The 12,854-nt window shown below is 76.1% G+C and carries 9 protein-coding genes; all 9 read left to right on the top strand.

All coding sequences use genetic code 11. The features are described 5' to 3' along the window. Window positions 1–36 precede the first annotated feature (36 nt). Genes WMF20_RS04535 through WMF20_RS04575 form a run of 9 tightly spaced genes read left to right on the top strand, consistent with a single transcriptional unit; the run spans window position 37 to window position 12,754 of the window. Window positions 37–1,353: a YcaO-like family protein gene (locus WMF20_RS04535; RefSeq protein ID WP_437610993.1), complete on the top strand. Its 1,317-nt coding sequence runs from the start codon at window positions 37–39 to the stop codon at window positions 1,351–1,353. Beyond that, window positions 1,331–2,071, top strand: a complete 741-nt coding sequence (locus WMF20_RS04540) for a hypothetical protein (RefSeq protein WP_437610995.1) — start codon at window positions 1,331–1,333, stop codon at window positions 2,069–2,071. Before WMF20_RS04535 ends, WMF20_RS04540 begins: the two co-directional genes overlap by 23 nt. Further along, window positions 2,068–3,885 carry a SagB family peptide dehydrogenase gene (locus WMF20_RS04545; RefSeq protein ID WP_437610996.1) on the top strand — a complete coding sequence of 606 codons (1,818 nt, stop codon included), beginning with the start codon at window positions 2,068–2,070 and terminating at the stop codon, window positions 3,883–3,885. The genes WMF20_RS04540 and WMF20_RS04545 overlap by 4 nt, the downstream gene beginning before the upstream one ends. Next, window positions 3,872–4,651, top strand: coding sequence for a nitroreductase family protein (locus WMF20_RS04550; RefSeq protein ID WP_437610998.1), 780 nt, complete (start codon window positions 3,872–3,874; stop codon window positions 4,649–4,651). The genes WMF20_RS04545 and WMF20_RS04550 overlap by 14 nt, the downstream gene beginning before the upstream one ends. After that, the gene (locus WMF20_RS04555) at window positions 4,648–7,188 is read left to right on the top strand and encodes a lantibiotic dehydratase (RefSeq protein ID WP_437611000.1); all 2,541 of its coding nucleotides are present in this window, start codon (window positions 4,648–4,650) and stop codon (window positions 7,186–7,188) included. The genes WMF20_RS04550 and WMF20_RS04555 overlap by 4 nt, the downstream gene beginning before the upstream one ends. Further along, window positions 7,185–9,827 (top strand): thiopeptide-type bacteriocin biosynthesis protein, encoded by a 2,643-nt coding sequence (locus WMF20_RS04560; protein ID WP_437611002.1) that lies wholly within the window; start codon window positions 7,185–7,187, stop codon window positions 9,825–9,827. Before WMF20_RS04555 ends, WMF20_RS04560 begins: the two co-directional genes overlap by 4 nt. 49 nt (window positions 9,828–9,876) lie before the next feature. After that, on the top strand, window positions 9,877–11,166 hold the full coding sequence (locus WMF20_RS04565) for a YcaO-like family protein (protein WP_437611004.1): 1,290 nt from the start codon (window positions 9,877–9,879) through the stop codon (window positions 11,164–11,166). Beyond that, entirely contained in the window at window positions 11,163–12,548 is a 1,386-nt protein-coding gene (locus WMF20_RS04570; protein ID WP_437611006.1) for a TfuA-like protein, read from the top strand. The genes WMF20_RS04565 and WMF20_RS04570 overlap by 4 nt, the downstream gene beginning before the upstream one ends. Then, window positions 12,545–12,754 (top strand): hypothetical protein, encoded by a 210-nt coding sequence (locus WMF20_RS04575; RefSeq protein WP_437611008.1) that lies wholly within the window; start codon window positions 12,545–12,547, stop codon window positions 12,752–12,754. The genes WMF20_RS04570 and WMF20_RS04575 overlap by 4 nt, the downstream gene beginning before the upstream one ends. Window positions 12,755–12,854: the final 100 nt, after the last annotated feature.

A 12,854-nucleotide genomic window follows, 5' to 3' on the forward strand; every position in this document is an offset into this window, starting at 1 on the left:
TGGGGCGCCGCCTGCCCCGTTCAAGGAGTCGCCACCATGTCGGAGATCTCGCTCATCGATCGCCTCGCGCCGCTCATCGACGAGCGCTGCGGGATCATCCGCCGTGTCCGGCGGTTCATTTTTCCCCCCGGCTTCGAGGGGCAGATGCACGGCTTCACCGCGTTCCTCGGCAGGCCCCCGGCGCTCCACCCGGGCCCGTCCCACGTGGGCTCGAAGCTTGGGTCGCTCACCGGCTCCGGCACGGCCGTCGACGAGACCACGGCCCAGATCCGGGCCGTCTGCGAGGCCCTCGAGCGCTACTGCGGCGTCATGTACCCGACCGAGGGGGTGCTGCGCGCGACGCCGCGCTCGCTCGGCGATCGCGCGCTCGACCCCGCGCGGCTGCCGCGCTGCTCGGCGCGCGAGCGGGCCCGCGCGCCGTCGACCTTCCGCCTGCGCGAGCCCGATCCGGATCGCGACGAGCTCTGGGTGCGCGGCTTCTCGCTCACCCACGGGCGCCCGATCTGGGTGCCGCTCACGGCGACGTACATGGGGTTGCCGCTGCCGATCCGCGAGCACGCGCTCTTCCCGCTCTCGACGGGGTTCGCGGCGGGCGCGAGCTTCCGGCAGGCGATCCTTTCGGGCCTGTGCGAGGTGATCGAGCGCGACAGCCTCGCGCTGTTCTGGCTGCACCAGCTCCGGATGCCGCGCATCGCGCCCGGGAGCGCGCGGAGCCCGCTCGTCGCGGCGCTCCTCCGCAGCGCCGAGGCCGCGGGCACGGAGACGACGCTCCTCGATCTCACGACCGACGTCGGCGTCCCCGTGATCGGCGCCGTGCAGACGTGCGCGCACAGCGCGCCGCACGCGATCGCGATGGCGGCCTGCCGCCCCGACGGCGAGGCCGCGGCGGCGCGCGTCCTCGAAGAGGTGGGGAGCCTGCGGGTGGCGCTGACCGAGCCCGCTCCGCCGGTCACCCGGGCGTCGTTCTTCACCGACGCCGATCAGACACCCGAGTCGTTCGGGCGCCTCTACGCGGGACCCGACGGGCCGGCGCGGTTCGAGTTCGCCACGCGCGAGGCGCCGGTCGCGACCGCGTTCCCCCGGTCGATCGAGGGCGACGACCCGCTCGCGGCGATCGTCGCGCGGCTCGCCGCGCTCGGCATGGAGGTGGTCGCCGTCGACGTGACGATGCCCGAGGTCCGCGACTTCGGGGTCGTCGTCGTGAAGGTGATCGTGCCCGAGCTCGTGCCCATCAGCTTCACCCACCACGCGCGGTACCTCGCGCACCCCCGCCTGTACGACGCGCCGCAGAGGCTCGGGTACGGCGCTCGCACAGAGGAGTCGATCACCGATGATCCGATCCCGTTCGCCTGAGGAGATCCCGGCCTCGGAGCGCGCCGCCGGCGCGCCCGCGGTGCACGTCATCCGTGACGGAAGGCTCGGCGCCCGCTGCGCGGAGCTCCTGACCGGCGCGGGGGCGCGGGTCACGACGTCGGCGCTGGGCACGGGCGCGCCAGAGGCGCCGCCCGGCGCGGTGATCGTCCTCGCGACCGATCGCCCCCGGCCCGCGGCGGCGCTCGCGCTGGACGAGGCGGCGTTCGCGGCACAGGTAGCGTGGACGTCGGGCACGCTGCTCGCGCACGAGCTCCGGATCGGGCCGTCGATCGTCCCCGGCCGCACGCCGTGCTTCGCCTGCTTCTCGCGGCGCGTGCGCTCGGTCGCGCTGGATCTCGAGGCGCACGACGCCCTCGAGGCGCTCGGGGCCTCGGGCGACCTTCGCCCCTGGTTCCAGGGCGAGCTCGCGGCCGTCACCGAGCAGGCCGCGGCGCTGCTCGCCGCGGAGGCGCTCGCGCTCTGCAAGGAGCGCGGCGCGCCGGAGCCGCCCCGCGCCGGAGCCGCGCGCATGGGGCGCTTCTGGGAGTGCGACGTCACGTCGGGCGCGCTCCGCGCGCGGCGCTTCGCCCGGGTCGGGCTGTGCGGGCGGTGCGCCGCCGGCGAGCACGCGGCGGGGCGCGGGGCGTCGCTCGCGGGGTACTTCGCCGAGCACCCGCTCGCGATCGCCGGATCGTCCGTCGTGGGAGGTGACCGATGAGCCCGTCCGATGATGCCTACGAGGCCCGCGATCTCAGCCGCTTCGCCGAGCTTTACTGGGAGCTTCGCTGCCCGGAGCGCCCGCGCTTCGTCGAGGATCTCCTCCGCGTGACGCTCCCGGGCGGAGCTCTCCACGTCCTCGGCGGCGAGGCGCAGATCATCCAGGGAGCGTCGCTCCCGTGGGTGATGGAGAACCTCGTGCCGCTGCTCGACGGGACGCGCACCGTCGGCGACGTCGAGGCCGCGTTTCCGGGCGTCGTCGCCTCCGACCTGCGGGACGCGATCCACCTGATGCACATGCACGGCATGCTCGAGGAGGGCGAGGGCGCCGCGGCCGACGAGGCCGAGGAGCCGCGCCGGGCGCAGCGCGCGTTCTTCAGCAGGTACCTCCGCCGGACCGGGCGCAACCGCAGCCGGGGGGAAGCGCAGTGGGCGCTCGAAGGCGCGTGCGTGCGCGCGCTGGGGGACGGCGACGCGCCGCTCGCGGGGATGCTCGTGACGATGCTCCGCGAGGCGGGCGTCGCCGACGTCCGCCTCGCCGCGAGCGCCGCGGAACTCGCGCAGGGCGAGGTCGATCTGGCCGTGGTGATCGGGGACCAGGAGGCGCTCGAGGCGGCGGCGCGCGCGTGCATCGCGGCGCGCGTCCCGATGCTCGCGGCGAACCCCGGCACGTGGACGATCGGGCCGCTCACGATCCCCGGGGCGTCCGCGTGCCCGGCGTGCGTCCGGCTTCAGATCGCCGCTGCCGCGGCGGATCCGGCGCTCGACGACGGCGCCGCGCGCGCGCTCTGGGGGCGCGCGCTCGTGAGCCGGGTCGCGCAGCACGTGATCTTCCACGCGAGCGGGCTGCTCGCGGTGGCCCCGCTGGAGCACGTCGAGGTGTGGCGGCCCGGCGCCGGCGAGACGGCGCTCCACCCCTTCATGACCAGGCTGCCCAGCTGCCCGCTCTGCGGCGGCGACGCGCCGCCGCGGACGGCGACGCTCCCGTCCGGCCACGCGGAGAGCCTCGCGCGGATGTTCCACAACACGACGGTCGTCCAGCCGTGGCACATCGGCCAGCACGCGGGGATGCAGGCGCACATCAGCCCGGAGGTGCGGAAGCTGCAGAGCACGCCGGCCGCGCCGTCGCCGCGGCGGTCTCCAGAAGGCGCCGGCGCGACGAACGCCACGCCGCTCGCCACGCCGCTCGCCGCGGCGTTCAGCGCGCCGGTGGGGGCCGCGCTGTCGCGCCGGCGCGACGCGGCGGGGACGCTCGACGCGGGCGCGCTCGGCGCGCTGCTCGAGCTGAGCTTCGGCGGGCGCGTCGAGCGCCGCGGCGAGGGCGAGGCTCACGTGCGTCGCAACACGGCGTCGGCCGGGAACCTCGGCTCGGCGGAGGCGTACGTCGCCGTGGCGCGGGTCCCCGGGATCGCGGCGGGCGTCCACCGGTTCGAGCTCGCCGCGCGAGCGCTCGCGCGGCTCCGCGCCGGCGTGGCTGCGGGCGCCCTCGCGCGCGCCGTGCTCGCGGGCGGGAGCGCCGAGCACGCCGCGGCCGTGGAGTCTGCGGGCGCCGTGATCGTCGTCGTCGGCTCGGTCGCGCGTGCGTGCTCCAAGTACTACGCGCGCGGGTACACCTACGCGCTGCTCGACGCCGGGTTGATGGCCCACCGCGTGGAGCTCCTCGCCCAGGAGCTCGGCCTCGCGGCGACGGCGGTCTGGACGTTCGACGACGAGGTCGTCGCGCGCGTGGTCGGCGTCGATGGCATCGATCTCGCACCGCATCTCCTCATCGCGCTCAGGGGCGCAGCCACGGAGGCTCGCGATGTCTCTCGCTGATCATAGGATCTCGTCCACGCTCGCCGCGGCGACCCAGCCCCTGCGGGGGGTCGCGGAGCTCGTCGTCGCGAGCCGCTACCCCGAGATGCGGCCGTCGCCGGAGCCGGCGCTGCCCGCGCCGTCGCCGCTGCCCGGGGACGCGGAGCGCGCCCTCTCGCTGCCCGCGCCGCGCGCGCTCGAGCCGGTCCAGCGCTCGCTCGCGTCGGTCATCGCCGCGCGGCGGAGCGGGAGGCTTTCGGCGGGAGCCCTCGACGCGGCGACGCTCGGGACGCTGCTCGCGGCCGCCGCGGCGCGGCCGGCAGGGCTCGCGGACGCGACGCTCGATCCGCTGCTGTTTCCCGTGATCTTCGACGTCGACGGTGTCCCGCCCGGCGCGCACCGGTACGACCGCGGCGAGCATCGCCTCGCGCCGATCGGCCCGGCGTCGCGCGCGCGGATGGCCGAGACCGCGATCCTGCAGCGCGAGCACGCCATGGGCGCGGCGGTGCTCTTCCTGGTGGTCCCGATCGGGCGGTGGCTCGTCGCGTTCGGCGATCGCGGCTACCGGGGCGCGGCGTTCGCAGCGGGGTGGCTCACCGACCGCCTTTACCTCGTCGCGGAGACGCTCGGGCTCACCTACACGGCGACCGGCGGCTTCGCCCCCGCGGTCGTCGACGAGGTCCTCGGGCTCGACGGCCGCGATCATACGGCGTTCTTCGCGTTTGCCGTCGGAGGGCACCGCCAGCCGGCATCCCGCGAGGCGCCTCGCGGAGGGCAGCCGCGATGAGCCGCGGGGTCCAGATCGCGCCGTGGGGCGCGCTGCGCGTCGCGGGGATGCCGGCCGACGCGCTCGTCGGGCTCCGCCTTCGCGAGAGCCCTGCGGTTGAGCGCGAGCTCGCCGTGGCCGAGCTCGAGCTCGCGGCCGCGCGGGCGGACGCGGCGGCGCGCATGTTCGACGTCGTGCGCGGGTGCGAGGACGAGGCGCTGCGCCGCGCGGCGCTCGAGGTGAAGCGGCGGCTGTTCAACGGAAAGGCCGTGGCGGCCGGCGCGCTCGAGGGCGCGAGGACCGCTCCGCCGGAAGGGGCGCGCGCCGCGCTCGCGCTCGTCGACGCGCGCGCGGCCCGGTGCGCCGCGCTGGAGGAGCGCTATGAGGCGACGTTCGCCGCGGAGTGGATCGCCGCGTCGGATCGCTTCCGGCAGACGCTCGGGAGCTCGCGCCTGCTCGGGGGGATCCTGCTCTCGAGCGCCGACCACTGGACCACGGCGCAGAAGCTCGCGGAGATCCCGAGCGGCGCGCCCCTCACCTCGGCGCAGCAGATCCGCGAGGCCACGATCGCGCGGTACGTCTTCCGCGCCACGGCGCGGACGACGCCGTTCGCGGGGTTCGCGGGCGTCGCGCTGCTCGACCTCTCCGCGTCGCCCCCAGGCGGCTGCAGCGCGCCGCGCACGCCCGAGGAGGCGCGGTGGCGCAGCCTCCCGCAGCTCGCGCTCGCGCACGCCGGGGAGCTCGTCGCGCGCGCGATGTCTTCTCAGCCGGCGGCTCACGCCCACGGACGCGCGCGCCTGCCGCTCCGGATGAACCCGCTCCGGCGCTTCGTGGCGGGCGCCGCGCCGTCGGTCGTGTTCTCGCGCGCCGGGTCGGGCGAGCTGATGTCGCTCGGGTGGACCCCCGCCGTCGCCCGCCTCGTCGAGGGCGCCGAGGGGCGCACGCTCGAGGACGCCGCCCGGGCGCTCGCGTCGGACGACGACGACGAGCGAGCGTGCCGCGACGTCCTCGAGCAGCTGGTCGAGGCGGGCATGCTCGAGCCGGAGAGCGTCCCGATGGGGCCGACCCCTGCGGCGCTGCGCGCCGCCGCAGACGCCCTGGGCGAGATCGGGTGCGCGGGCGCGCCGGACGAGCTCCGCTCGGTCGCGCGGCGCCTCGAGGACTACGCGACCGCCGACGTCGAGACGCGCGCGCGCCTCGCCGCCGAGCTCGGCCGCGGCCGCGGGCGCTCGTCCGTGCTCGAGGACGTCATGGTGGACGGCGCCTTCGGCGCGGAGCTCCCTGCCACACGCGGCGCGCTCGCCGCGGCGCTCGAGCCGGTCGTGCGCTTCGTGCGCGCGAGCGCCTGCGGGGCCGCGCACCGCCGGCTGTGCGCGGCGTTCGTCGAGCGGTTCGGTCGTGACGGCGTCTGCGACGACGTCGGCGGCTTCGTGACCGAGATCCTCGAGGACCCGCGGCGCGTCGCGCTCATCCGCGGCGCGTCCGAGCCGATCCGCTGGATCGACGCGGAGCTCGGCCGCGTCGCCGCCGCGGCGACGGGCGACGTCGTGCGCCTCGATCCGGGGCTCTTCGAGGCGCTCGCCGCCCCGGACGCGCCGTCGTCGATGGCGCTCTTCCTCCAGATCGCGCCTCCGTGCCCGCGCGACGGCGGAGAGCCGCGCGTCGTGCTCAACGGCGCGCAGGCCGGGCGCGCGAAGTACCTGTCGCGCTACCTCGCGGACCCCGCGGGGCGCGCCCCCGAGGCCCTCGAGGCGATCCGCCGCCGCCTGGCGCAGGAGGACGGTCCGCTCCCCGTCGAGCTCTCGCCCACGCTCGGCCTCAACTTCCAGGTGCACCCGCGCCTCACGGAGTGGGCGCTCGAGCTCCCATGGGAGCCGAGCGCGCCCGGCGACAAGGTCCTGCCGCTCCGCGATCTCTCCCTCCGCTTCGACGCGGCGGCGGTCGAGCTCCGGCTCCGATCGCGCCGCCTCGGCCGCGACATCGAGCCGATCCACCTCGGCTTCCTGCGGGACGCCGCGCTCCCCGCGCCGCACTTCCTGCTCCGCGCGCTCTCGCCGCGGCTCCGCGACGACACGGTGGCGGAGCGGGCGGACCTCTACAACGTGCTCGATCGCCTCGATCTCGCCCGGGGCGTCGCGCTCGCCCCGCGGCGCCCGCGCCTCACGGTCGGCCGCGTCGTGGTGGAGCGCGCGCGGTGGGCGATCCCGGTGAGCGCGGTCCCGCGCAAGGAGCCGAAGCAAGCGTACGCGTCGTACTTCCGCGCGATCGCGCGCCTGCGGCGCGAGCGCGAGATCCCGAGCCGGGGGTTCGCCCGGTACGTCGGGCAGGACGCCGCCGGCTGCGGCTTCACCGAGACGAACATGTACGTCGACTGGGAGAGCCCGTTCACGCTGATCGGGCTGGCTCGCCTGCTCGGCGGTCCCAGCGACGGGAGGAGCGGGTACCTCGTCTTCACCGAGCTCCTGCCGGAGCCCGAGGCGTCGTGGCTGCGCCTCGACGGGAGGCCGCACGCGGCGGAGCTGCTTGTCGAGATCGACGGCGAGAGGAGGGCGCGATGAGCTGGATCTACCGGAAGCTGTTCCACGATCGGGGCCCCGAGGGCGAGGGGACGGACGCGCTCCTCCTCGGGCTGATCGATCCGCTCGTGTCCGGGCTCGAGCAGAGCGGCGCGATCGATCGCTTCTTCTTTCTCCGGTACGCCGAGGGAGGCGACCACCTGCGGCTGCGCGTGCGCGTGGCCCCCGGGCGCGACCCCGTCGACGTGGCGGCGCGCGTGGACGCCGCGGCGGCGCGCTGCACCGCCGTGTCGCGCACGGAGGCCGCCGCGTACGAGCCGGAGCTCGAGAAGCACGGGGGGCCCGTGGGGATGGAGATTGCGGAGCGGCAGTTCTTCGCGTCGAGCAGGTTCGCGCTCGGCTGCATCCGGAAGACGGCGGGGCGGCCGCGGGCGCGCGCCCTCGTCGCGGTGTGCGCGCTCGACGCGCTGCTCGGCCGCGCGGGCGTCGCGGGCGACGCGCGGCGGTCGTTCCTCGCGGGGTACGCGCGGCACTGGCGCACGTTCGCCCGCGCGATCTCGGGCATGGAGCTCGCCTGCGCAGCGCCGGACGCCGAGTCGGTCGCGCTGGTGCGCGCGCTCGTGCGGGGGGAGGGGCTCGCCGCGCTCGGCGAGCTCGTCGACGACGAGCGCGCGCTCCTCGCCGCGTTCGACGCCGGTCTGCCCGAGCTCGCCGAGGCGTCGCGGCGCGGAGCGCTCGGCGTGCCGCTCGGGACCGTCGTCACCAACCTCGCCCACACGTTCCATAACCGCCTCGGGCTCACGCTCGCCTTCGAGGTGTGGGTGGCCGATGCGCTCGCCGAGGCGGACGCGCTTGCCGAGGCAGGCGCCCCACACGAGCCGCCGCGGGCTCGCCCGCCGAGCGTCTCGCTGGGCGAGGCGTGGCGGCGCCTCGCCCGCGCGGCCGAGCAGCGCCGGCCCGTCACCGCGCTCCTCGACCCCGGCGAAGGCGCCGCCCTCGACGCGCTCCGCGAGGCCGCCCGCCGCGACGGCCTCCGGCTCATCGCGCCCGCCGCGCCCGCCGGCGGGACACCCGCGCCGTTCGCGCTGCTGCGCGCCCTCGCGGACGCCCACCCGGCGGGCGGCGCGCTGCTCGCCGCCCTCGGCCGCATCGAGGCCGCGCACGGCGCGCCGGAGTGCCCGCTGCCGCCCGACCCGGCCTCCTCGGCCGAGGCGCTCCGCGCCTTCCTCGCGGAGCACACGCTCGAGCCCACGGTGCTCGTCCTCCGCGGCGTCGACGGCGCCGACGCCGACACGCAGCACGCCGTCGCGTTCCTCGCGCGCGCCCTCGAGGCGGAGCCGCTCTCCCTCATCCTCGCCGTGAGCGGGCGCCCGAGCCCCGGGTGGGCCGCCATCGTGGCCGAGATCGAGGACGGGCCGGGGCTCCTCCGCGTCGCGACCGCGGCGGCGACCGCGCCTGAAGGCGAAGCGGCCGCCCCCGCGGTGACGCCGGGCCCCGCGACGGTCGCGCGGGGCGCAGCGTTCTGCCGCGCCGGCGCGCTGCACGAGGCCGCCGCGATCCTCGGCGACGCCCTCGCGTCGCCCGGCCTCTCGCCCGCGGCGCGGGCCGACGCGCTCGTGGCGCTCGCGAGGACGATGCTCCGCATGTCGCGCTCCGACCTCGCGCGGAAGGCGGCGGAGGCGGCGCTCCGCCTCGGCCTCCCGGAGCGCGGCCGCGCGCTCGCGCGGCGCGTCCGGATGGCCGCGCTCCACAACCTGGGCGAGACCGCCGCGCTCGACGCGCTCCGGGACGCGGTCGCCCGGGACGCCGCCGGGGCCGTCGCGGCCGGCGCGCCCGCCGCGGAGCGCTGCTGGGCGGAGCTCGACGCCGCGCTCGTGTGCGCCACCGACGAGCGCCGCGTCGAGCACGAGGCGCGGCTCGACGCCCTGCTCGCCTCGCCGCTCGGCGGCGCGCCGCCGCAGTGCCTCGCCGCCGCGCACGCGTGGCGCGGCGCCGCGCACGCGGCCCGGGGCGAACTCGAGCGCGGCCTCGCGCACCAGCGCCGGGCGCTCGCCTTCGCCGAGGAACTCGCCGATTTCCGCCGCGCCCTCATGATCCGCGTGCGCCTCGCGAGCAGCGTCGCGGCCGCGGGCGAGCTCGCCGAGGCGGCGGCGCTCTTCGAGACCGCGGCCTGCCACGCGGCGTGGATCGGCCTGTTCGACCTCGCGTCGCTCGCCGCGCAGAGCGCGATCTCGATCGGCCTCGCGCGCCGCGACCTCGCCCCGGTCCGCGCGTGGCTCGACGGCGCGCGGCCCGCGCGCGCCCGCGTGTGGCGCTCGCCCTACGGCGAGCTCGCCGTGCTCTACGCGCGCGCCGAGGCGGCCCTCGCGCGGGGGGAGGCCGCGGCGGCGGGGGCGCACCTCGATCGCCTGCGCGCGCGCCTCGCCGGGCTCGGGCGCGCCGCCCCGCGGAGCGCGCCGCTGCTCGCGCTCGCCGCGGCGCACCTCGAGGCCGACGTCGCCGCCTCCGCGGGGGACGACGCCGGCAGGGCGGCCGCGCTCGGGCGCGCCGCCGAGCTCACCGCGGGCGTGCCGCCGGAGGAGCGGCGGCTCGTCGCGGCCCTCGCCCGCGCGCGCCGCGACGCCGCGCGCGCAGACGGCCGCCGCGACCGGCCGGCGGCCCTCGGTTTGCAAAGCACCTGAACCATCTCGAGTCGCGCCCGCCGCGGGCGCAGAGCGAAGGAGAAGCATCGTGGAGACTCAAACCAAGCTTCCGCCCATGCCTGGGCTCTCGGGCCCCGAGCGGAAGCGCTTCATGAACGGCACCCACCGCACGGCCTCGCCCGAGGAGACCTTCGATCGGATCAAGGGCTTCATGCCGGCGATGGGGATCACGCGGATCGCCAACGTCACCGGGCTCGACGCGATAGGGATACCGGTCGTCGTCGTCTGCCGCCCCAACTCGCGCTCTCTCTCGGTGAGCCAGGGGAAGGGGCTGACGCTCGCGGCGGCGAGGGTCTCGGGGCTGATGGAGTCGATCGAGGCCTATCACGGCGAGAACATCATCCGGCCGTTGCTCCTCGGGTCCTCTCGCGAGCTCCGGCGCTCCCACGCGATAGCCGACGTCTCCGCGCTGCCGCGGACCTCGAGCGTGCCGCTCGACGAGGACACCGCGCTCCTGTGGGCCGAGGGCTACGACCTCATGCGCGGCGCCCCGGTATGGGTCCCCTACGAGCTCGTGCACGTCAACGCCACCGCGGCGGGCCGCGTCAACCCGGGTATCTTCTGCTGCTCGACCAACGGGCTCTCGTCGGGGAACGGGATCCTCGAGGCGGTGAGCTACGGTATCTGCGAGGTGGTCGAGCGCGACGCCACGGCCGTGTGGGGGGCCCTCACCGACGAGGAGCGGGACGCGAGGCGGCTCGATCTCGACAGCATCGATGACCCCGGCTGCCGCGAGGTGCTCGCGAAATTCTCGGCCGCCGGAGTCGCCGTCGGCGCGTGGGAGACCACCTCCGACGTCGGTATCCCCTCGTACGAGTGCCTCATCGCCGAGCGGACGGAGGACACCGTCCGGGCGCTCCACGGCTCCGGCGGGCAAGGCTGCCATCCGTCGCGCGCCGTCGCGCTGCTGCGCGCCCTCACCGAGGCCGCGCAGACCCGGCTCACGGTCATCTCGGGCGCGCGCGACGACCTCCTCCGGACCGAGTACGACCGCCACCGGAGCCCCGATCAGGTCCGGCACCTCCGCCGTCTGCTGACGGCGCGCGGAGAGCGCCCGTTCTCCGCGGGGCCCACGTTCGCGGGCGACACGTTCGAGGACGACGTCGCCTGGCAGCTCGAGCGGCTGCGCGCGGTCGGCATCGACAGCGTCGTCGCCTTCGATCTCACGAAGCCGGAGTTCGGCATCCCCGTCGTCAAGATCGTGATCCCCGGGCTCGAAGGGATCCACTCGTTCCCCAACTACATCCCTGGCCGTCGGTTCCGTCGCGCGCTCGAGCGCCGGAGCGGGAGCGCTGCGAGCCGGAAGGAGATCGTATGAGCATCATCGTCTTCATCGGTCCGACCCTCTCGCTCGAGGCCGCGCGGGCGGAGCTCGACGCCATCTATCTGCCGCCGGTCTCGCAGGGCGACGTCTACCGGGCATGCGCGAAGCGCCCGAGCGCGATAGCGATCATCGACGGCTACTTCGAGCGGGTCCCCGCGGTCTGGCACAAGGAGATCCTCTTCGCGATGGCGCAGGGCATCCACGTCTTCGGGAGCTCCAGCATGGGGGCGCTGCGCGCCGCCGAGCTCTCCGCCTTCGGCATGGAAGGCGTGGGCGCCATCTTCGAGGGGTACCGCGACGGCCTCATCGAGGATGACGACGAGGTGGCCGTCGTCCACGGCCCCGCAGACAGCGGCTATCGCGCCGGCTCCGAGGCGATGGTCAACCTCCGCAGGACGTTCGACGCCGCGGCGGCCGCGGGCGTGATCACCGCCGCCACGCGCGACGCGCTCACGGCGATCGCGAAGTCCCTTTACTATCCCGACCGCGCCTATCCCGTGATCCTCGACGCCGCGTCCCGCCATGGCGTCCCGCAGAGCGAGCTCGCGTCGCTGCGCGACTTCCTCCCGAAGGGGCGCGTCAACCAGAAGCGCGACGACGCGATCGCGCTGCTCCGGCACCTCCGCGCGCGCGCCGAGGCGGGCTTCTCGCTGAAGACCGTCACGTACAGGTTCGAGGTCACCGAGTTCTGGTGCCGCGCCGAGCAGGCCGCCGGCGAGATGGTCGCCGCGGAGCGCCCGAGCGCCGGCGACCCGTCGCCGTACGAGACGGTCGCCCTCGACGGCATCCTCGACGAGCTCCGCCTCGACGCGGCGGCCTACGGCCGGGCGAAGCGCGGGGCCATGCTCCGGTACCTCGCGCTGCAGGAGGCCGAGCGGCGCGGCCTCACCGTCGACAACGCCGCGCTGGAGCGGACGTCCGACGCCTTCCGCCGCGAGCGGCGGCTCTACGAGCCTGACGACGTGAAGGCGTGGATGCGCCAGTTCAGCGTCGGCTGGGGCGAGCTGACGAGGCTGCTCCGCGACGAGGCGCTCATCGGCTGGGTCGAGAGGGCGATCGACGAGGCGGCGCAAGGCCACATCCGCGATCACCTCTCGGTCTCCGGCGAGTACGCGAAGCTGCTCTCTCGGGCCCGCGAGAAGCAGCGGAGCCTCGCCGAGCTCGGCCTGTCGAACCCCGCCTTCTCCGACGCCGGGATGACCGAAGCCGACCTGATCCGGTGGTATTTCGAGCGATGCCTGGGCGCGCCCGTGCCGCCCGATCCGGCGACCGCGCTGCGCTCCGCCGGCTTCGCCGACGCGGACGAGTTCAAGCGCGTGGCGCTGCGCGAGGTGTGTTATCGCCGCGCCGCGCCCGGCGACCAGGTCTCTCGATGATCCCGATCTACGCACCGATGGTGATGTTCGTCCGGGTCCTCGTCTCCGAGCCGCCGCTCTGGCAGATCCTCGTCGCCATCGGCGGCACCGGCGCGACCGTGCTGCTCTTCGTCTGGGTCGCCGCGAAGATCTTCCGAATAGGCGTCCTCTCCCATGGCGCGACGCCGACCCTCCGCGAGCTCTGGCGCTGGGCCCGCGCCGGGTGATGCGGATCCGCCGACGGTGTCGATGCTGATGCGACCCGGACGGCGAGCCGGTCTGTGAGCGCGGTTGGCCGATCGAGCCGCGCGACTGCGCTCCCCTGAG

Source organism: Sorangium sp. So ce834, assembly GCF_051521425.1.
In the GTDB taxonomy this organism is placed as follows: domain Bacteria; phylum Myxococcota_A; class Polyangia; order Polyangiales; family Polyangiaceae; genus Sorangium; species Sorangium cellulosum_D.